Annotated in this window: 16 protein-coding genes; 4 read left to right on the top strand and 12 right to left on the bottom strand. The window is 70.9% G+C overall.

The window, feature by feature from the left end:
- Positions 1–3: 3 nt before the first annotated feature.
- The 5 genes from FKR81_RS04550 to FKR81_RS04530 all read right to left on the bottom strand — a co-directional run bounded on the left by FKR81_RS04550 (position 4) and on the right by FKR81_RS04530 (position 6,026).
- The gene (locus FKR81_RS04550; protein ID WP_146349655.1) at positions 4–1,173 is read right to left on the bottom strand and encodes an allantoate amidohydrolase; all 1,170 of its coding nucleotides are present in this window, start codon (positions 1,171–1,173) and stop codon (positions 4–6) included.
- A gap of 160 nt (positions 1,174–1,333) precedes the next feature.
- Positions 1,334–2,974, bottom strand: a complete 1,641-nt coding sequence (gene hutU / locus FKR81_RS04545; protein WP_146349654.1) for a urocanate hydratase — start codon at positions 2,972–2,974, stop codon at positions 1,334–1,336.
- Positions 2,974–4,479, bottom strand: a complete 1,506-nt coding sequence (gene hutH / locus FKR81_RS04540) for a histidine ammonia-lyase (protein ID WP_146349653.1) — start codon at positions 4,477–4,479, stop codon at positions 2,974–2,976. Before hutH ends, hutU begins: the two co-directional genes overlap by 1 nt.
- A gap of 87 nt (positions 4,480–4,566) precedes the next feature.
- Positions 4,567–5,502: a hypothetical protein gene (locus tag FKR81_RS04535; protein ID WP_146349652.1), complete on the bottom strand. Its 936-nt coding sequence runs from the start codon at positions 5,500–5,502 to the stop codon at positions 4,567–4,569.
- Positions 5,499–6,026, bottom strand: coding sequence for a SigE family RNA polymerase sigma factor (locus FKR81_RS04530; RefSeq protein WP_146349651.1), 528 nt, complete (start codon positions 6,024–6,026; stop codon positions 5,499–5,501). The genes FKR81_RS04535 and FKR81_RS04530 overlap by 4 nt, the downstream gene beginning before the upstream one ends.
- A gap of 110 nt (positions 6,027–6,136) precedes the next feature.
- Here FKR81_RS04530 and FKR81_RS04525 point away from each other — a divergent pair, with 110 nt between their 5' ends.
- The 3 genes from FKR81_RS04525 to FKR81_RS04515 all read left to right on the top strand — a co-directional run bounded on the left by FKR81_RS04525 (position 6,137) and on the right by FKR81_RS04515 (position 8,724).
- On the top strand, positions 6,137–6,925 hold the full coding sequence (locus tag FKR81_RS04525; RefSeq protein WP_146349650.1) for an IclR family transcriptional regulator: 789 nt from the start codon (positions 6,137–6,139) through the stop codon (positions 6,923–6,925).
- Positions 6,926–7,052: 127 nt separating this feature from the next.
- Positions 7,053–7,865, top strand: a complete 813-nt coding sequence (locus FKR81_RS04520; RefSeq protein ID WP_146349649.1) for a calcium-binding protein — start codon at positions 7,053–7,055, stop codon at positions 7,863–7,865.
- 79 nt (positions 7,866–7,944) lie between these two features.
- A complete protein-coding gene (locus FKR81_RS04515) occupies positions 7,945–8,724 on the top strand; it encodes a hypothetical protein (protein WP_186762766.1) in 780 nt (259 codons plus the stop codon).
- On the opposite strand, the gene FKR81_RS04510 is transcribed toward FKR81_RS04515, so the two are convergent.
- Genes FKR81_RS04510 through FKR81_RS04485 form a run of 6 tightly spaced genes read right to left on the bottom strand, consistent with a single transcriptional unit; the run spans position 8,696 to position 15,500 of the window.
- Positions 8,696–11,740, bottom strand: a complete 3,045-nt coding sequence (locus FKR81_RS04510) for a BTAD domain-containing putative transcriptional regulator (protein WP_146349647.1) — start codon at positions 11,738–11,740, stop codon at positions 8,696–8,698. The two genes, FKR81_RS04515 and FKR81_RS04510, sit on opposite strands and share 29 nt — an antisense overlap.
- A complete protein-coding gene (locus tag FKR81_RS04505) occupies positions 11,737–12,168 on the bottom strand; it encodes a hypothetical protein (protein WP_146349646.1) in 432 nt (143 codons plus the stop codon). Before FKR81_RS04505 ends, FKR81_RS04510 begins: the two co-directional genes overlap by 4 nt.
- Positions 12,169–12,226: 58 nt before the next feature.
- Positions 12,227–13,123, bottom strand: a complete 897-nt coding sequence (locus FKR81_RS04500; RefSeq protein WP_146349645.1) for an ABC transporter substrate-binding protein — start codon at positions 13,121–13,123, stop codon at positions 12,227–12,229.
- A complete protein-coding gene (locus FKR81_RS04495) occupies positions 13,120–13,782 on the bottom strand; it encodes an ABC transporter permease (RefSeq protein ID WP_146349644.1) in 663 nt (220 codons plus the stop codon). The genes FKR81_RS04500 and FKR81_RS04495 overlap by 4 nt, the downstream gene beginning before the upstream one ends.
- 3 nt (positions 13,783–13,785) lie before the next feature.
- Positions 13,786–14,421, bottom strand: coding sequence for an ABC transporter permease (locus tag FKR81_RS04490; protein WP_146349643.1), 636 nt, complete (start codon positions 14,419–14,421; stop codon positions 13,786–13,788).
- Positions 14,418–15,500 (bottom strand): ABC transporter ATP-binding protein, encoded by a 1,083-nt coding sequence (locus FKR81_RS04485; RefSeq protein WP_146349642.1) that lies wholly within the window; start codon positions 15,498–15,500, stop codon positions 14,418–14,420. Before FKR81_RS04485 ends, FKR81_RS04490 begins: the two co-directional genes overlap by 4 nt.
- A gap of 127 nt (positions 15,501–15,627) precedes the next feature.
- Between FKR81_RS04485 and FKR81_RS04480 the strand changes: the two genes are divergently transcribed.
- Positions 15,628–17,193 carry a bis-aminopropyl spermidine synthase family protein gene (locus tag FKR81_RS04480; RefSeq protein ID WP_146349641.1) on the top strand — a complete coding sequence of 522 codons (1,566 nt, stop codon included), beginning with the start codon at positions 15,628–15,630 and terminating at the stop codon, positions 17,191–17,193.
- Here the strand turns inward: FKR81_RS04480 and FKR81_RS04475 are convergent.
- Complete coding sequence (locus tag FKR81_RS04475) at positions 17,190–20,369, bottom strand: bifunctional diguanylate cyclase/phosphodiesterase (protein ID WP_407936499.1); 3,180 nt, start codon at positions 20,367–20,369, stop codon at positions 17,190–17,192. The genes FKR81_RS04480 and FKR81_RS04475 overlap by 4 nt on opposite strands.
- Positions 20,370–20,421 lie beyond the last annotated feature (52 nt).

The raw sequence follows: 20,421 nt of genomic DNA, 5'->3' as shown, positions 1-20,421 counted from the left end.
GTCCTACGAACACAGATGTTCGAGGGTGCTGGCCAGCGCCTTGGTGCCCTCGTCGCAATCGCTCTGTTCAGCGAACTCTTCTGGCGCATGGCTCACCCCGGTCGGGTTGCGCACGAACAGCATCGCGGTCGGCACGTGCGCGGCGAGGATGCCCGCGTCGTGACCGGCACCGGTCGGCAGCGCGGGCACGCCGCCGAGCACGCCCGCGAGCTCGTCGCGGAGCGCGGCGTCGAAGTGCACGGTGTCGCCGTACGACTCCTCGGTGACGCGGACCTCGCAGCCCTCTTCTTCGGCCGCGCGGGTGGCCGATTCGGTGATCTCCGCGACCATCGCGCGGGTGCGGGCGTCGTCGGCGTCGCGCGCGTCGAGCCAGACGTCCACAGTGGACGCGATGACGTTCGTGCCGCCGGGGTTGGGCACCAGCCTGCCGACCGTGGCGCGGCCGCCGTCCCGTGCCGCTTTCCGTGCGGCCAGCACGAGTTGCGACGCGGGGAGCATCGGGTCGCGCCGATCTTCGATCAGCGTGGCGCCGGCGTGGTTGCCCTCGCCGGTGAACGTGAAGCGCCATCGGCCGTGCGCGAGGATCGAGCTGGCGACGCCGACCGGCACGCTCAGCCCGCGGCCCTGCTCGACGTGCAGCTCGACGAACTTCCCGATGCGACCGAGCACCTTGTCGTCGCGGCCTGCCGTGGCCGGGTCGTAGCCGGCCTTGGCCATGGCCTCGCCGAACGTGATGCCGTCGGGGTCTTTGAGGTTGAGCGCCGTCTCGGGTGCGATCGCGCCGGTCAACAGCCGCGACCCGAGGCACGCGACGCCGAACCGGCCGCCTTCCTCCTCGGCGAACACGGCGATCGCCAGCGGCCGCTTCGGCGTGAACCCGCGCGCCTGCAACAGGTCGACGGCCTCCAGAGCTGACGTCACGCCCAGCGGCCCGTCGAACGCGCCGCCGCCGGGCACCGAGTCGAGGTGGCTGCCGGTGACGACCGCGTTCGCGCCGCGCTCGCCCCACCAGGCCCACAGGTTGCCGTTGCGGTCGGTCTCGACGTTGAGGCCGCGGCGGACGGCCTGTTCGACGAACCAGTGCCGCAGCTCCAGTTCGGGCCCGTCGAACGCGTGCCGCGAGTAGCCGCCGCGACGCGCGTCGCGCCCGACATCCGCGATGTCGTTCAGCACGAGCCCACCACCAGCCCACCGGCACGCTGACGCAAGCGTCCCCGCCGAACGAGCGCGCCCCCGTGGGAGGGGGAGCACGAGGTCCCCACTCCAATCGTCCCACGCGGCACCGACAGTTCCGGAGCTCTCGCGAGGTCAACGGCCCGTTGACTCGACGACATCAGCCCTCCATCGGGATGTGGACGCCCTTCGCCGAAGCGACAGCGCGAGCCTCGTCGTACCCGGCGTCCACGTGCCGGATGACACCCATGCCGGGGTCGTTGGTCAGCACGCGCTCGATCTTCTGCGCGGCCAGCGGAGTCCCGTCGGCCACCGTCACCTGACCGGCGTGGATCGAGCGGCCGATGCCGACGCCACCACCGTGGTGGATGGACACCCACGTGGCACCGGACGCGGTGTTGACCAGAGCGTTGAGCAGCGGCCAGTCGGCGATCGCGTCGGAGCCGTCGGCCATGGCCTCGGTCTCGCGGTACGGCGAGGCGACCGAACCGCAATCCAGGTGGTCGCGCCCGATCACGATCGGCGCGGACAGCTCACCGGACGCCACCATCTCGTTGAACTTCAGGCCCGCGAGGTGCCGCTCGCCGTACCCGAGCCAGCAGATGCGCGCGGGCAGGCCCTGGAACTCGACGCGCTCACCGGCCATCTTGATCCAGCGCGCCAGCTGCTCGTTCTCCGGGAACAGCTCGAGGATCGCGCGGTCGGTCGCGGCGATGTCCGCCGGGTCACCGGACAGCGCCGCCCAGCGGAACGGGCCCTTGCCCTCGCAGAACAGCGGCCGGATGTAGGCGGGCACGAAGCCGGGGAACGCGAACGCGCGGTCGTAGCCGCCGAGCTGCGCCTCGCCGCGGATCGAGTTGCCGTAGTCGAACACCTCGGCGCCGCGGTCCATGAAGCCGACCATCGCCTCGACGTGCGCGGCCATCGACACACGCGCCCGGTCGGTGAACTCCTCGGGCTTGGTCGACGCGTACGTCTGCCAGTCCTCCAGCGAGACACCGACCGGCAGGTACGCCAGCGGGTCGTGCGCCGAGGTCTGGTCGGTCACGACGTCGACGGCCACCCCGCGGCGCAGCAGCTCCGGCAGGATCTCGGCCGCGTTGCCCACGACGCCGACGGACAAAGCCTCACCAGCGGCCTTCGCGGCCAGCACACGCGAAAGAGCGGCGTCCAGATCGGCGGCGACCTCGTCCAGGTACCGGGTCTCGACGCGACGCTGCGCGCGGTGCGGGTCGACCTCGATGCACAGGGCGACGCCCTCGTTCATGGTGACCGCAAGCGGTTGCGCGCCACCCATGCCGCCCAGGCCGGCGGTGACGGTCAGCGTCCCCTTCAACGTGCCGCCGAAGCGCTTGTTGGCGACCGCGGCGAACGTCTCGAAGGTGCCCTGGAGGATGCCCTGGGTGCCGATGTAGATCCACGAACCGGCGGTCATCTGGCCGTACATCGTGAGGCCCTCGGCCTCGAGGCGGCGGAACTCGGGCCAGTTGGCCCAGTCCGGCACGAGGTTGGAGTTCGCGATCAGCACGCGCGGCGCCCACTCGTGCGTCCGCATCACGCCGACCGGACGGCCCGACTGCACGAGCAGCGTCTCGTCGGACTCCAACGCGGCCAGCTCACGGCTGATCGCGTCGAACGACGGCCAGTCGCGCGCGGCCTTGCCGGTGCCGCCGTAGACGACGAGGTCCTCGGGACGCTCGGCCACGTCCGGGTCGAGGTTGTTGTGGAACATCCGCAGCGCGGCCTCGGTCGACCACGACTTGGCCGTCAGCTCGGTGCCACGATCAGCGCGAACAACCATTACAGAGCTCCACTTCGAATCAGGGCCTCGGCGGCGGCGATCTCGGGTGCGAGGTGGCGGTCGGGGCCGGGGCCCTGAACGGTCTCGCGCAGCCGAGCCACCGCGGCAGCGGTCGCGGGAGCGGGCTTGAGAGGCGCCCGCAGGTCGAGAGCACGAGCAGCGGTGAGCAGCTCGATGGCCAGCACGGTCGTCAGACCGTCGACGGCCTTGCGCAGCTTGCGCGCGGCGGACCAGCCCATGGAGACGTGGTCCTCCTGCATCGCCGACGACGGGATCGAGTCGACGGACGCCGGCACGGCCAGGCGCTTGAGCTCGGACACGATCGCCGCCTGCGTGTACTGGGCGATCATGTGGCCGGAGTCGACACCGGGGTCGTCGGCGAGGAACGGCGGCAGGCCGTGCGAGCGGGACACGTCGAGCATCCGGTCCGTGCGGCGCTCGGCCATCGACGCGACGTCGGCCAGCGGGATGGCGAGGAAGTCCAGCACGTACGCGACGGGCGCGCCGTGGAAGTTGCCGTTGGACTCGACGCGGCCGTCGGACAGCACGACCGGGTTGTCCACCGCGGAGGCGAGCTCGCGCTCGGCGACCACGGCGGCGTAGGCGACGGTGTCACGGGCGGCGCCGTGCACCTGGGGTGCGCAGCGCAGCGAGTAGGCGTCCTGGACGCGCGTGCAGTCCGGGCCGCGGTGCGACGCGACGATGTCGGAGTCGCGCAGGAACGCGAGCATCCGCGCGGCGGACACGGTCTGGCCGGGGTGCGGGCGCAACGCGTGCAGCTCGGGCTGGAACACGCGGTCCGTACCGAGCAGCGCCTCGACGCTCATCGCGGCGGTGAGGTCGGCGATGTCGAGCAGCCGCTCCAGGTCGGCGATCGCGAGCACCAGCATGCCGAGCATGCCGTCGGTGCCGTTGATCAGCGCGAGGCCTTCCTTCTCGGCCAGCTGGACGGGCTCGATGCCCGCGGCCGTCAACGCATCGAGCGCCGGGACGAGGTCGCCGGCGGCGTCGCGGACCAGGCCCTCGCCCATCAGCGCGAGCGCGGACGCGGACAGCGGGGCGAGGTCGCCGGAGCAGCCGAGCGAGCCGTACTCGTTGATGATCGGCGTGATGCCCGCGTTGATCATCCCGGCCAGTGCTTCCACAGTGGACAACCGGACGCCGGTGTGGCCGGTGGCCAGCGTGCGCAGCCGCAGCAGCTGCAACGCGCGCACGACCTCGCGCTCCACCTCGGGGCCGGAGCCCGCGGCGTGCGAGCGGACCAGCGACCGCTGCAGCTGCGCGCGGCGGTCCGGCGGGATGTGCCGGACGGCGAGCGCGCCGAAGCCGGTCGACACGCCGTACGTGGGGCGCTCGGCGGTGGCGAGCTGGTCGATGTGGCGGCGGGCGGTGGTGACCGCCTCGCGCGCGGCCTCGGTGATCGTCACCGAGGCGCCGTCGCGTGCGACGGCCTGCACGTCCTCACGGGTCAGTGGTTTCGGACCCAGCTCAACCAGTTGTCGCATGGGGACATCACAGCGCCCTGGAGCCGTTCCAGCGACCCCGGGGCGCGCGATGCTGTCTGGTATCCGAGACTAGGTGTTCGACCAGACTCAGTGACCGATCCAGTCGTACCCCGGCTTCGGATCGATCTTGATGTCGTTGGCGATCTTGACGAGCTGGCCCTCGGTGAGCTGCCCGGTGACCGTCAGCCACACGCCCCGGTCCAGCACGGCGACGTACTTGCCCGGCACGTACGTGCCCTGCTTGCCGCGCACGTCGACCGGCTTGCCGCCGGTGAGGTCCGGCGGATCCGTCGACACCTGCGCGGTGAACGGGTCGACCCGGATCTCGGACGTCCACCGCGACGGCGAGGCGCCCCACACGCGCGGCAGCGACAGGCCCTGGTACTCGACGGCGGACCGCACGACGCTCTTGTCGTCCGGCTGCACGGCCCCGGCGATCTGCACGGCCGTCGCACGCACGTCCGGCACGCCGCGCACGGTCACCCGCAGCACGTCCGGCGCGCGCCAGACGATCGTGGCGCCCGGACCGGTCTGCCCCTGGGTGACCTGCACGTAGCCGGTGGCACCGTTGGCGAGCGCGACCTGTTCCCAGGTCTCGAAGCCCTCGGGGTTGCCGTCGACGCTGAGCGACACCATCGGCTTGGCGGTGGCGAACGGCGGGTCGGCGCTCGGCTCGGTCGTCCAGACGCGGACGATGCCGTCCGGTCCGGCGGACCGGTAGACCTCGACGAACCCGTCCGGCAACCAGCCGGGACTGAACTTGACGTGCGTCGACGCGCTCGGCGTCGTCGTCGGCAGCAACGCGGCCGCCCCGTTGTCCGGACTCGGCCCCTTGCCGACCAGGACACCCGCGGCGAACAGCACCGCTGCCGCCGCGACGGCCGTGCCGACCGTCAGGAACAGCGACGACCGGCTGCGCCTGCGCGCGGGGCGGCGCAACGCGGACAACGTCGGCCCCGGATGCGGCGCGCGGTCGGCCTGCCGGTTCAGCGCTTCTTTGATCAACTGCTCGGTGTCGTTCACGAAAGGCCCTCCCGCACCCGAAGCCCTGCGGCGGCAGGTTCCGGTGAATGTTCGAGACGGAGCGTGGCCAGCGCACGGGAGATGTGGCTGCGCACGGTTCCCTCGGCGCAGCCGAGCTCCCGTGCGATCTCCGAGTCGGTGTAGTGCTCGTAATAACGGAGCACGATGGCGGCCCGCTGCTTGCGGGGCAGCTGCGCGATCCGCTGCAGCATCGCCTCGCGCTCGTCGTAGTGGTGACTCGTGTCGGGGACGGCCGGGCTGATGTGTTCCAGCGTCGCCGTGGAGAGGGCCACGTTCTTCGCCTCCCGGCGCCTGCGCCAGGACAGGTACTCGTTCGTGACCATCCGCTTCACGTACGCGGCGGGCAGATCGACGGCGCCGATCCGGTCCCACCGCTGTTGAGCGCGCAGCAGAACCTCCTGGACCACGTCCTGCGCCAGGTAGGGATCGCAGGTCAGCACGGTCGCGTACCGCAGCAACGGGGTTACCTGTGCGGCCACGAAGTCATCGAAACTCGGTGTCAATCCCGACCCCCTCGTTCACTGTCACGCCGCTCCAACGCACCGGGGGCGACATTTGTTGAGTCGCCCGTTGGATGGACTTCGTCACGCCTGCAAAGTGCGAAAATCCACAGGTGGGCAGCAGCAGTGACGTACCCGCGCTGCGGCGAGGCCTCGCGGTACTGCGTCTGTTGGCGAGCCGACCAGGACCCGTGTCGGCCGCTTCCGTCGCGCGTGAGCTCAATCTACCGAGGTCGACGACCTACCACCTGCTTTCCGAACTGACCGACGCCGGGTTCGCCACGCACTTCCCGGAGGAGAAGCGGTACGGACTGGGAGTGGCGGCGTTCGAGCTCGGTTCGGCGTACCTCCGGCACGACCCGCTGGAACGCCTCGCGCGGCCACTGCTGCGCAAGCTCGTCGACCGGGCCGAGAAGACGGCGCACCTGGGCGTGCTGCACGGGGCCGAGTCGTTGTACCTGGTCAGGGAGCAGCCGCGGCAGCCGCAGACGATCGTGTCCGACGTCGGCGTGCGGTTGCCGGCGCACCTCACCGCGTCCGGCCGGGCCATGCTGGCCCACCTGCCGCCCGCCCAGGTCCGGGCGTTGTTCCCGACCGTGGACGGGTTCGTCGACCGGACCGGGCGAGGGCCGCACAACCTGCCCGCTCTGCGGCGGTTGTTGCAGGCCGAGCGACGGCAGGGGTGGGCGGTCGAGGACGGGTTCGTGACCGCCGGGTTCGCCTCCGTCGCCGCTCCCGTCTTCGACCACGGGGAACGGCCCATCGCCGCCATCACGCTCACGTTCCGGCACGTGTGCGACACGTTGTGCGGGCAGACCTGGCCCGATCTGGCCGGTGAGGTGCGCCGGTCGGCGGACGAGCTGACCACGCGCATCGGAGGGCATCCCGCGGCCGCGGAGTGAAAACCGGTGGCCCGACCAGCGCGGAGATCATCACCTTAGCCCTGCCCTAAGCACGCCCACAGCTCACCCGAAGCCCCCTGAGCAGGCTGTTTCCCCACAAGGCACCAGCCACAAAGGGGAAACCGAAGTGAGACTGCTCATCGCCATCAGCGCCGCCGCACTGGCCGCGGTCGCCATGCCCGCCATCGCCCACGCCACCCCGCACACGACGGTCTACGTGCAGAACGGCGTGATGATCGTGGAGGCCGAAGCAGGCCACACGAACAACGTCACCGTCGGCATGGACACGGTCAACCGCAAGTACACCGTCACCGACAGCGGTGACCTGCTCGCGGCAGGCGCGGGGTGCACGCTGGTCGGCACGCAGGTGCAGTGCGTCTACAAGGCACCGGCCCCGCTCAACACCCGCTTCATCAACTCCATCTCGGTGACCACCGGCGACCTCAACGACCGGGTCAACGTGCTGATGGACGCCAACTCGACCGACGACGTGCCCGCGAACGTGAGCACCGGCGACGGCGCCGACGTCATCGAGACCCGCGCCAAGGGCACGATCAACGGTGGTGCGGGCAACGACCTCCTGCGGCCCAAGCGGGGCGGCGTCGCGGTGTTCGGCGGCCTCGGCGTGGACCGGGTCGACTACCTGAACGGCAGCGCGCTGAACCCCGGCTCCGGTGTCTCGGTGACCATCGGCGCGGGCGCTGACGACGGCTACGACACGGTCGCGGCGAAGGACAACGTCCACGCCGACGTGGAGAACGTCACCGGCACGAACAACGTCGACCACCTCGTCGGCAGCGCGGGCGTGAACAGCATCTCGGCGCTGGGCGGCAACGACTTCCTGTGGGGCCAGGGCGGCGTGGACACGCTCAACGGCGGCGACGGTGTGGACACCTGCCTCGACGCCGTCGCCGGCGAGACGATCGTCAGCTGCCCCTGACCTTAATCTCGCTCTAATCCGGCTCGACATGCTCGGGTTCCGCGGGCACCGGCCCGCGGAACCCGAAGGGGCGTTCATCGTGAAGTTGTTCAGCACGGCGGTGCTGGCGTTGAGCCTGACCAGCATCAACCCCGCCACGGCGATGGCGGGCGTCGGCGAGGACGTCGAGCCGCACAGCGCCACCAGCGCGAGCACGTCGTCCGCCAAGTCGGTCACGGTCACCTGCCCGAACGGCTGGAAGGTGGTCGGGACGGGCGGTGCGGTCACGGGCGACCGCACCGCCATCACCCGCATCAAGCCGAAAGCCGACCTCAGCGGGGTCGAGGTGCACGCGACCGAGTTCGGCAGCGGCACTCCCCTGCCGTGGACCGTGACCGCCCGCGCGAACTGCGCGCCCGGCGACTTCAGCCTGGCCAGCAAGAACGGCGCGCAGACCGCCGAGGCGTCGTGCCCCACCGGCACCAAGTCGCTCGGCGTCGGCGCCGAGATCGTCGACGCCGTCAACGGCGTTCACCTCACCCACCTCGCCCCGCAGGGCAACCTCAAGGGCGCGACGGCCGAGGCCGAGGGACCCGCGGGCACCTGGAGCGTCACGGCGTACGCGATCTGCGGCAAGAGCTCCGGCGCGGTGCTGCGCAGCGGCGGCTCGTCCGTCGTGATCGGGCCGAACGGCAGCAAGTCCGTTTCCTGCCAGGGCGACGAGAAGGTCATCAGCGCGGGTGGTTCGGTCGCGGGCAAGGCGATCATCGGCGACGTGCTGCCGTACGAGTCCGCCGCGTGGCTGACCGGGCAGGCCAGGGATGCTCAGACGCAGCAGATCCGGTGGTCGATCACGCCGTACGCGGTCTGTTCGCTGTGAACGGCCGCGGATCGACCTCGATCTCGCGCATCCGCGTCACGTAGGTCTGGTAGCACCGCCGTGCCTCGCCGTGGCTCCCCGCCGCGGCGAGGACGCGCACCAGCGTCAGATGCGCGTTCTCGTCGTACGGATCGCGTTCCAGCACCCGCAGGCAGTACCGGCTCGCCAACGGGAACTCGCCGGCCCGCTCGGCGTGTTCGGCGAGCACGGCAACGACTTGCAAGTAGATCAACCGGGCCTCCTCGCGCAGCCGCACGGCCCAGTCCTCGTACGGGTCCTCCTCCAGGAAGTCACCGTGGTACGCGGACTCCGCCGCCGTCAGCAACGACAGCGCCTCGGACGACTTCCGGTGCGCCGCGGCGAGTCCAGCACGCGCATCGGCCAGGAACAGCACGACGTCGACCGGCAGCAGGGACGGATCGAGGCGCACCGCGTCGCCTTCGGCCACCACGCCCGCACCGGCGCGCAGCACGCTCCGCGCGGTCGACAACGCCACGGCCAGCCGGTTGGCGACGCGTTCGGGTTCCTCATCGGGCCACAGCAGACCGCCGAGCGCCTCACGGGTGATCGGCCGCCCGCACCGGGCGATGAGGATCTTCACCAGGTCGCGCGCCTTGCGCGACTGCCAGGCCGTCGGCGGCACGGGTTCGCCGTCGCGCAGCACGCGGAACCCGCCCAGCGTCTGGATGAACACCGCCGGACGGCTCGCGCGGCGACACGTCTCCGCCGCACCGGCCGCGGCCTCGGCCAGCAGCCGCGCGCCGAGCCCGGCCGCCTTGTGCTGCGCCTCGACCGCGAGACGCTCCCCCGCCGCTCCACCGACCAGCACCGCCTGCGCGGTCCGCACCCTGACCTCCCCGAGCGGGTCGCCCACCTCGCGCCACAACGTCAGCGCCTGGTCGAGCAGGATCCTGTCGTTCTCCAGTTGTCCCAGCAGTTCCAACGACTCCGCGAGGCCCGCGCGGTCACCGCGGCGGGTGGCGACGGCGTACGCCTCGTGGCACAGGTCCTTCGCGTCACCCACGCGCGCGGCGGCCAGCAACGCCGACACGCGGCCCACACCTTCACCCAGTTCGACGGCCTTCGCGGCGTGCTCCCGAGCGCGCTCGGGATCGTCGTGCCGGTAGAGGTTCGCGAGCCTGACGTGCGCGAGCACCAGGTGCGGCACGGTGTTCTTGGCCGACGCGAGGCGCAGTGCCTCCAGCAACGCGAAACCGGCCAGCGCGCGATCGCCCCGCAGCCGATGCACCTCACCGAGGTACACCAGTGGCGCCGCGGCGAGCCAGGAACCGGCTTTCTCAAAGGCCTTCTGCGCGGCGTGGAAGTCCGCGGCGGCCTCGTCCAGCCTGCCGAGGCCGAGCAGCGCCTCACCGCGGTTGTGCAACCCGATCGCGCGGTACGTCGCGAACCCGGTGACGTCCGCGAGCGGCAGCATCGCCTCGATCTCCGCCAGCGCGGACTCGTGCTCCCCCGCCTCGACGAGGTGCGACGCCTGGTTGGAGCGGATCCGGATCAGCCCCAGCACGTCTCCCGCGCGCTGAGCGTGGTCGAGTGCGAGGTCGTTGTGCTCGGTGAGCTCGTCACGTCTGCCGTGCGCCGCGGCGATCATGGCGAGCACCGTGTGCGCCATGCCCAGTGCCGTGTCGTCACCGGACGCGCGCTCCAACGCCTCGGAAGCGGTCGACTCGGCCGCCTTGAGATCGCCCAACGCCCAGTGCGCGCCGGCCGCCGTGCTCAGCAACAGCGACTCCGCAACGGGATCAGCACCGGTCAGCGGACACGAGTCGCAGATCCGCAGCGCGTCTTCCGGTCCGCCGCGCAGGTGCTGGATCCACGCCATGCGCCACGCCAGTTCGGCGGTGAGCCCGTCCACCGCGGCCGCGCGCTCGAACCGGTTCGCCGCGAGCCGCCAGTCACCGCGCACCTGGTGCGCGACGCCCTCCCACTGCCACACCCGCGGCGTCCGCGCGTCGTGCGGCACCTTGGCCGTCGCGGCGAGCAGCGCGTCGGCTCCCTTGGTGCGCAACAGATCCGCGAGCAGGTCCGTGATCGCGGGCCAGTTGCGCAGCACGGCCAGCGAGTCGACCGCCCTGGCGACCTCACCCCGTTCGACGAACCAGCGCGCGGCGACCGCGTGCACCTCGCCGCGCTCCCACTCGTCCATCGGCAGCCGGTCCGCGGTGAACTCGCGGGCCAGCGGCACGAGCGTGAACCAGCCCGGCGCGGACCGCACCTGCTCGACGAACAGCCCGCGCCGCACCAGATCCACCAGCACCGTGCGCGCGCTGGGATGTCCCAGCTCCTCCAGCAGTTCGGCGGTGAACCGGTCGAACGCGGTCGCGGTGCGCAACAGCTCACGAGTGGAGAACGGTTCCCTGCCAACGACTTCGTCCGCGAGGTAGTCGAACAGCGGCTCGGGCCGCGGGTGGTCGACCGCGCCGGCCTCGGCCATCAGGCGCACCGCGATCGGCCAGCCGCCGGTGATCCGGTGCACCTCACCCGGCTCGTCGAGCAGCGCGGCGGCCTCGTCCTCGGTGAACGCCAGCTGCGCCGCGGTGATCTCCACCAGCTCGTCGTCGAACCTCAAGCGCCGCAACGAGAACGGCGGCTGGCAACGGCCGGACAGCACGAGCCGCGCGGTGGGCGGCAGCTGGAGGCACAACGCCTCCAGGAGTTTCGCGGCCGGATCGCCGGACTCGATCACGTGCACGTCGTCGAGGACGATCACCACGTCGGACGGCAGCGCGTCGCACAACATGCCCGCGATGGCCTGCGCCCGCGCCGTCTGGTCGGCGTCGACGTCACCGGAGATCGCGGGCACGCGCGTCCACGTCGAGGCGAGCGCGTCGGCCATCGGCCCCAGCAGCCGGTCGCTCTCCTGGCAGGTGTGCCAGACGACCGGGCGTTCGGTCGGCGTCTGCGTGAGCAGCGTGGTCTTGCCGTAACCGGCGGGCGCGACGACCGCGGTCAGTCGCGCCGAGCACAGCAGGTCCTCGAGCCTCGGCCGCCGGATCACCGCTCCACCAGCTTCAACGCCTGCGCGAAGAGAGCGACGGCTTCGCTGTGATCGAGCGAGGCTCGCCCGGCCTCCAGCGTGTACCGCAACGCTTCCTCGGCCGAGCTGTACGGCAGCGCGGCCACGAGGTGGTGCGCGATCCGCGCGGCGTCGGCGCCGGTCGACTTGAGCACGACGGCCACGCGCCGGTGCACGCCGCAGCGGACCGCCTCGTCCAGCCCGCGGTAGAACTCGAGCCTGATCGCGTTGTCGCGGAACCGGTAGCGCGTCGCCTCCGCGCGGAGCACACCGCTGCTCGTCGCGGTGTGCAGCATTCGGTCGAGCGAGTCCTCGGCCCGATGGACCACGTGCCGCAGCAAGGGTTTCTCGAAGGACCCGCCGATGACAGCGGCGAACCGCAGCACCTGGTCGGTCTCGGTGTCGATCACCGTTCTCCTCCCCACGCACCATGATCGTGGGGAGGAAGAACGTGTTACAACTTCGAGGTCAGATTCCTGCCGACGCCAGCCACTCCTTGGCCACCTTGTCGGCCTCCGGCTTGTCCGGCGACGACAACTTGGCGTTCAGCTCCAGCAGCGTCTTGGTGTCGAGCTTCTTCGAGATCGCGTTGAGGACGCTGCGCACGTTCTCCGACGCCTTCTTCTCGTTGATCAGCGGCAGCACGTTCTGCGCGGCGAAGACGCTCTTCGGGTCCTCGAGCACGACGAACTCGTTGGCCGTGATCGCGACGTCCGTCGTGAACAGGTCAGCGGCCTGGACGGAGTTGTCCTTCAGCGCGGCGACGGTCAGCGGGCCGCCGACGTCGAGCGCCTTGAACTCCTTGAACTCGCACTTGTACTTCTCTTTGAGACCGGGCAGGCCGTCCGGGCGCTGCTGGAACTCGGGCGGGCCGCCGAACACGAGGTCCTTGCAGTACGGCACGAGGTCCTCGATCGACTTCAGGCTGTACTGCGCGACGGTCGCCTTGGTGACGACCACGGCGTCCTTGTCCTCGGCGGACGACTTGTCCAGCACGATCAGCCCGGCGGGCAGCGCCTTCTTCAGCGCCTCGTACACCTCGTCCGGGGCGACCTCGACCGCGTCCTTCTTGATGTGCTTGAGGAGCACGCCGCTGTACTCGGGGATGAGGTCGATCGACCCGTCCTGCACGCCCTTGTAGTACAGCTCGCGGTTGCCGATGTTGAGCTTCTTGGTGACCTTGACGCCCTTGGCGCTCAACGCCTCCGCGTAGATCTCGGCGATCAGCCGCGACTCCGGGAAGTTCGCGGAACCCACGACGATCGTGTCGGAGGACGACTGCCCGGAACCGCCGTTGGACAGCGGGTCGCCCCCGCAAGCCGAGAGCAGCATGACCGCCGCTACGGCCGTGGCGATGCGCTTCATGATTTTCCTCCGGTTCCCACTGGACGAAGTCCGGGCGACACCGTCAGTCGTTGCAGCCCGACGAACACCAGGTCCACGAGCACGGCGAGCACGGCGACGAGCACCGCACCACCGAGCATCTGGTCGTACTCCTGAAACGCCAGCCCGTCGAAGACGTACCGGCCAAGCCCTCCCGCACCCACGTAGGCCGCGATGGTCGCCGTCGCGACGACCTGCAGCGCGGCGCTGCGGAAACCGCCGAACACCAGCGGCAGCGAGTTCGGGAGCTCCACCTGCAGCAGGACCGCGCGCTCGCGCATGCCCACACCGCGAGCGGCGTCCACAGTGGCCGGTTCGACCGCGCGGATGCCCGCGTAGGTACCGGCCATGATCGGCGGGATCGCCAGCAGCACCAGCGCCGTGTACACCGGCAGGTCGCCGATGCCCGCCCACAGCACGACGAGGATCAGCACGGCCATGGTCGGCAGCGCGCGCAGACCGTTGGTGAGTCCCACGATCAGGAACCCGCCGCGCCCGGTGTGCCCGACGTACGCGCCGAGCGGCACCGCGATCACCGCGGCGATCAGCAGCGTCAGCCACGTGTACGCGAGGTGTTCCAGCAGCCGCACCGGAATCCCGGTCGCGCCGCTCCAGTTCTCAGCGTCGAACAGCCAGCCCATCGCTCACCTCCCCGCCCGCACCCACGGCGTGAGCACGCGTCCGGCCACCTGCAGCAGGGTGTCGGCGATCAGCGCGAGCACGATCGTCGCGATCAGGCCGGCCCACACCTTGTCCTGGTTCGACTGGTAGCCCTCGATGAACAGCTGCCCGTACCCGCCGAGCCCGACCAGCGCGCCGATGCTCACCATGCTGATGTTCGACACCATCGCGACCCGCAGGCCGGCGATCGTGACCGGCACGGCCAGCGGGAACTCGACGGTGATGAACCGGCGCAGCGGCCGGAACCCCATGGCGGTCGCGGCGGCGACGACGTGACCGGGCACCGCGCGCAGCGCGTCGGAGATGCCGCGGATCAGCAGCGCCACCGTGTAGATCGCCAGCGGGATCACGACGTTGATCTCGTCGAGGATCTTGCTGCCGATCAGCGCGGGCATGATCACGATCATCGCGAGCGACGGGATCGTGTAGAGGATGTTGGACAGCGGCAGGAGCACCGCGCTCGCGACCCGCGACCGGCTGGCGACCCAGCCGAGCGGGATCGAGATCACCAGGCCGATCAGGACCGGCACCACCGCCAGCCTCAGGTGCACGGCGGTCAGCTCCAAGAACTTGTCCCAGTTCTCGAAGATCCAGGTCACGACGGGACCTCACCCGCGGCGCGTGCGGTGGCGAGCGCCTTCAGCACGTCGTCCGCCTGCACCACGCCGACGACCGCGCCGTCGGGGTCCACCGTCACGCCGAGCGCGGACGGCGAGCTGAGCGCGGCGTCCAGCGCGGCGCGCAGCGAGCTGCCGTCGTACAGCGACCCGCCGGAGATCAGCTTGTCGGCCGTCACCTCGGTCGCACCGTCCACAGGGGACAGCCAGCCGACCGGGCGCCGGTTCTCGTCGACGGCCAGCACCCAGCCGTTCGACGTGACCGTGCTGCCCAGCGTCGCCGTGGTCACCTCGCGCACCGGAACGTCTGCGCGGAGGAACGTGAGCGTTCGGTAGCCGCGGTCGCGTCCGGCGAAGCTCGCGACGAAGTCGTTGGCGGGCGCGCTCAACAGCTCGGCCGGCTTGGCGTACTGCGCCAGGTGACCGCCCTCGCGGAACACCGCGACCCGGTCGCCGAGCTTGAGCGCCTCGTCGATGTCGTGCGTGACGAACACGATCGTCTTGCCAAGTTCTCCTTGCAGCCTCAGCAGTTCGTCCTGCAGGCCTTCGCGCACGATCGGGTCGACGGCGCTGAACGGCTCGTCCATCAGCAGCACCGGCGGGTCCGCCGCGAGCGCGCGGGCGACGCCGACGCGTTGCTGCTGACCACCGGAGAGCTGCGCGGGATAGCGCTTCGCGAAACCGGAGTCGAGCCCGACGGTCTCGAGCAGCTCAGCCGCACGCGTGCGGGCGCGCTTTCTGTCCCAACCGGACAGCAGCGGCACGGTCGCGACGTTGTCCAGCACCGTGCGGTGCGGGAACAGGCCGGCCTGCTGGATGACGTAGCCGATGCCGAGGCGCAACGTGGGCGGATCGACGGACATGACGTCCTTGCCGTCCACCAGGATGGTCCCCGACGTGGAGTCGATCATGCGGTTCACCATGCGCAGCGACGTGGTCTTGCCGCAGCCGGAGGGCCCGACGAACACCGTGATCGTCCCGGCCTCGACCACGAGGTCGAGCTCGTCGACAGCGATGGTCCCGTCCTCGAACCGCTTGGTGACGGCCCGGAACTCGATCACCCGAGATCCCTCCGGTCGTGACGGCCACTCGCCGGCCGCCCTGGATGTAGATCCCTGAGACCTTAACTCGTTCGGCGTACCCCGGCACAGCGTTCCACGATGTGGCAGGCCGTATGGTTTCCCGCTTGTGACTATCGATGAGGTGCGGCTGCTGCTCTCCGAGCGCGGCGTGCACGCGCGCAAGCTCCGCCGCGTGCTCGCCCTGCTCAGCGAGGACTGGCATCCGCTCGCCGAGCTGGTCAGGCTGCCCGCGGTGCCCCGCCGCACGGTGCAGGAGCTGCTGAAGGCCGTCGAATCCGACCTGGACGTCGACGGCGAGCGCTACCGCATCACGCCGTCGCGCGCGGCCGACTACCGCACCGCTTTCGCGCCGTCCGAAGACCTCGTCGACCCGGTCGACGCGCTGGTCTCCCGGCACACCGACGCGCTGCGCCTGATTCTTTCGTTCACAGCCGACGTGCCCGCGCCGCTGTCCGCGCTGGACCACGTCCAGGCGACGGCCGAGACGGCGCTGAAGCGCGCGCTCTGGCTCAACAACACCTACGAGCTGCGCGGCAGGCACCTGCTGTGCCTGGGTGACCACGACCTCACGTCGCTCGCGGTGTGCGCGGTCAACCCGGACGTGACGGTCACCGTGGTGGACGTCGACGACCGTTTGCTCGCTTACATCGACAAACGCGCTGCTGAACACGGCTGGCGCGTCCGCACCCTGCACGCCGACTTCCGCTTCGGCCTGCCGCCCGCCCTGGTGGAAACGGCAGACCTGGTGTTCAGCGACCCGCCGTACACGCCGGAGGGCATGGGGTTGTTCGCGGGCCGCGCGGTCGAGGCGCTGGCGGACACCTCGGCCGGCCGCGTGCTGCTGGCGTACGGCTTCAGCGACCGCACGCCCGCACTGGGCCTGAAGGTGCAGCAGGAGCTGCAGAAGCTGGGCCTGGTGTTCGAGGCGATCCTGCCCGCGTTCCACCGCTTCGACGGCGCACAGGCCATCGGCAGCGCCGCGGACCTGTACGTGTGCCGCCCCACCGCACGCCGTTCGGTGTCCGCCGGAACCCGCATCTACACGCACGGCGCGCAGTCCGTCGAGTCGTCAGGGCCGCCGCGGGAAGCGCTGTCCACGTTGAGCGACCTGGCTCCCCGCCCCGAGTCCTCGCCGCCACCGAAGCCGCGCGGCCCCGGCTGGGCCGATCCCATCGGCAAGGGTGCCGCGTCCCTCGCGCTGGACCTGACCGCGGACCCCGGCCCCTGGCTGCTGCGGTCACTGCTGGCCTCCTCACCCGCACGGCTCGCTGCATTGGTGGCCAACAACCACCCCGCCGTGTCGTCGGCCGCCGGGCAGCAGGAGCTGCAGTCCCTGGTGCGGACGCGGTTCGCGTTGAAGTTCCTGCGCAACACGCCGGACAACAAGCACACGATCGTGGTGGCGGACCAGGTGCTGGCCGGGACCTTGTCGCCCGGTGACCTCGTGGTGCGCGAGGTGCTGATGCGGGCGCACGGCAAGCTCGGCAACGTGTGGCGGGAGGCGTTGATCACCGCTTCCCAGGGTGCGGTGACCAAGCGTCAAGCGCGTGAGGTCGTCGAGGGTGCGGCACCCGATGACGAGGACCTGGAGCTGCGGTTGATCGACCTGCCGTTGCACCGGATCGCCGCACTGCTGCCGGCGATCACAGCCAGCGCGGACAGGGTGAACTAGCCGGCGCGCGGGATGTGCAAGGGGCCGAGGGCCAGCACGGCGCGGAACTCCTTGGGCGGCACCGGACGCGAGAACAACCATCCCTGATAGGCGTCCACACCGACCCCGCGCAACACGTGGAACTGCGTGGCCGTCTCAACGCCTTCGGCGACGCACTTGCGCCCCATGGCCCGAGCCATGTCGACGACGGCACGGGCGACGGCGAAGTCGGAGGAGTCGTTGCCCACGCCGGAGACGAACCGCCGGTCCACCTTGATGATCTGCGCGGGCAGGTCCTTCAAGCGGGCCAGCGACGAGTAGCCGGTGCCGAAGTCGTCGACGGCGAACTGCACGCCGCGCTGCACCAGCTCGTCCATCGACTGACGCACCCGCGACGGCAGGTCGACCAGCGCGGTCTCGACCAGTTCCAGCACGACCCGGTCCCACGGCACGCCGGACTCGATGATCGCGTTGGACACGATGTCCACGAACTCGGGGTCGCCGGGCACGAGGCCGGCGAGGTTGACCGCGACCGAAACGGGCCTGCCGTCGGGTGCGGGCCACGTCGAAGCCTCGCGCAGCGCCGTGCGCAGCACCCAGCGGTCCAGTTCGCGCATGAGGTCGCCCTGCTCGGCGACCGGCAGGAACACGTCCGGCGGCAGGAGACCGCGGTCGGGGTGCGGCCAGCGCACCAGCGCCTCGGCCGTCAGCACGGCACCGTCCACACCGACCACGGGCTGGAAGTGCAGCGTCAGGCCGTCGTTCTGAATCGCGTCGCGCAGCTGGCCTTCGAGGTGCACCTGGCGGTCGGCGGACGCGATCAGCGCGGCGGACGCCAGCGAGACGCGGCCGGCGCCGGAGCGCTTGGCCTCGAACATCGCGGCGTCGGCGAAGCGCAGCAGGTCCGCGCCGTTCGCGCGGGAGCCGTTCGGCACCGCGGCGCCGATGGACGCGGACACCCTGACCAGCTGGCCGTGCACGGGAACAGCGGTGCGCAGCAACGAAGCGACGCGCGTCGCCAGTGCGTCGACACCGCCGACCGCGTCGATGTCCGAGCAGATGATCACGTACTCGTCGCCGGACAGACGGGCCGCGGTGCAGGTCTCCGGCAGGCCGCCTTCGAGACGACGTGCGAGCGCGACCAGCAGCTCGTCGCCGGCGTCGTGGCCGAGCGAGTCGTTGACGCGCTTGAAGTTGTCGATGTCGCAGAAGAAGACGGCGACCTTGGAGCGCTTCTCGCCCTCCAGCAGCTTGGCGAGGATCTCCTTGACCAGCGAGCGGTTCGGCAGGCCGGTCAGCTCGTCGTGCGTCGCCTGGTGGCGCAGCGCCTCGGCGGTGCGGCGGCGTTCGGTGATGTCGAGGAACGCGATCAGCCAGAAGCGGCGGCCGTCGTCCTGCACGGACAACGCGATGTGCAGCTCGCAGTAGACGCGCTCGCCGTCGGGTCTGACCAGTATCCGCTGCGGGATCTTGTGCGTGCGGTCCGACGCCGCCCAGTCGACCGACCGCAGCGACGCCGACGTGTCGTCCGGGTGCGTCAGCTGCTCGGCGGTCATGCCGCGCAACTGCTCCAGCTCCATGCCGAGCAGGTCGCACAGCGCGTCGTTCGCGTCGACGAGCCGCTCGGCCTCGTCGAACAGGCCGATGCCGACCGGCGTCACGGACACCAGGTCCGCGAACCGCTGCGACGAGCGCTTCATGCGGGCCTCGGCGGCGCGCTGCTCGGTGATGTCCTGCGCGGTGCCGACGGCCAGCTGCTTGCCGTGCTTGTCGTGCACGACCATGCCGTGACAGCGGAACACGCGCACCACGCCGTCGCGGCGCACGACCCGGTGCTCGCACTGCACGGGCACCTCGTCGACGGCGAGTTGCTTCCACAGGTCGTCGACCCAGCCGCGGTCCTCCGGGTGCACGAGCGCGAGATAGGCCTCGTACCCGCCGGGCTCCTCGGGAGGCACGCCGTAGAGCTCGAAGAGCATGTCCGACCACACGACGTCGTCGGTGGCGGGGTTCCACTCCCACGTGCCCAGCCGCGCGGCCTGCTGCGCGTCCGCGAGCCGCCTGCGGTCGTCGCGCATCTGCCGTTCCAGCGCGCGGGCCTCGGTGACGTCCTGGATGGTGCCGTGGACGCGTTCGATCTGGCCGGACGACGAGAGCTCGGCGCGAGCGCGGCAGATGTACACGCGGTCGCCGAACTCGCTGCGCACCTCGGCCTCGAGCGGCGAACCGTCCTCGGCGTGCAACAGCTTGTGCCGCAACTCCTCCAGCGCGGGGCGGTCGTCCGGGTGGACGCCGGACAGCAGGTCGTTGTCCGGCGTGTGGTCGATGTCCGCGTACATCTCCATCAGCACTTCGCTGCGGTGCACGGCGCGGGTGCCGAACTCGTAGGACCAGCTGCCGATGCGCGCGATCCGCTGCGCCTCCAGCAACCTCGCCCGTTCCGTCGCCAGCTCGGTCGCGGCGCGCTTGGACTCGGTGATGTCGCGGATGTAGCCGGTGATGCGGTGCAGCTTGCCGTCGACGGTCAGCTTCGCCTCGGCGACGCCCTGGATCCAGCGCAGTTCGCCGTCCGGGCGGATCACCCGGTACTCGATGTCGATGGGGTCGCCGGTGATCTCGCGGTTCGCCCAGTAGCTCGACACCATCTCGAGGTCGTCCGGGTGCACGACGTCCAGCACGGCCTGCGCGCCGGGGACGACCGTGCCGGGACCGAGCCCGAGGAGGTCGTAGTGCGTGAGGGACCAAACAGTCGCGCCGGTCGCCGGGTCGAACTCCCAGGAGCCGATCTCCGCGACCCGCTGCACCTCGTGCAGCCTGCGCTGCTCGTCCCGCAAGGTGTCCGCGGCGGCCGAGAGGTCCGAGACGTCGATGAGCAGCACGGCCTGCAGGCTCGTGCCGGGAACGGGGTGCCTGGCGACGCGGACGGGCATCTCGGTGCCGTTGGCGCGCACCAGCCGCAGGTCGGACTGGTTGCCGACGAGCACCTCGCCGAGCGGGCGGCCGACCAGCTCCTCGGCGGAGCCGACGCCGGTGGCCTCGACGACCGCCGGGTTGGCCTGCATGACAACGCCCTTGGGGTCGACCAGAAGCGACGGCGCGTCGGGGAGTGTCACTCCGTCGAGCGTGACCGAGGCACGGCTCGCGGTCCGGCGACCGCGTCCGTCCACGACCGGAGTGCGTCCTACCCCTTTGGGCACCGGCCCACCCTCTCCCGCATTCGCCGCCCACGGCAAACGGGGTAGCCGGATT

The sequence above is a fragment of the Lentzea tibetensis genome (assembly GCF_007845675.1).
Classification (GTDB): Bacteria; Actinomycetota; Actinomycetes; order Mycobacteriales; family Pseudonocardiaceae; genus Lentzea; species Lentzea tibetensis.
This window is presented reverse-complemented; position numbering and strand designations above follow the sequence as displayed.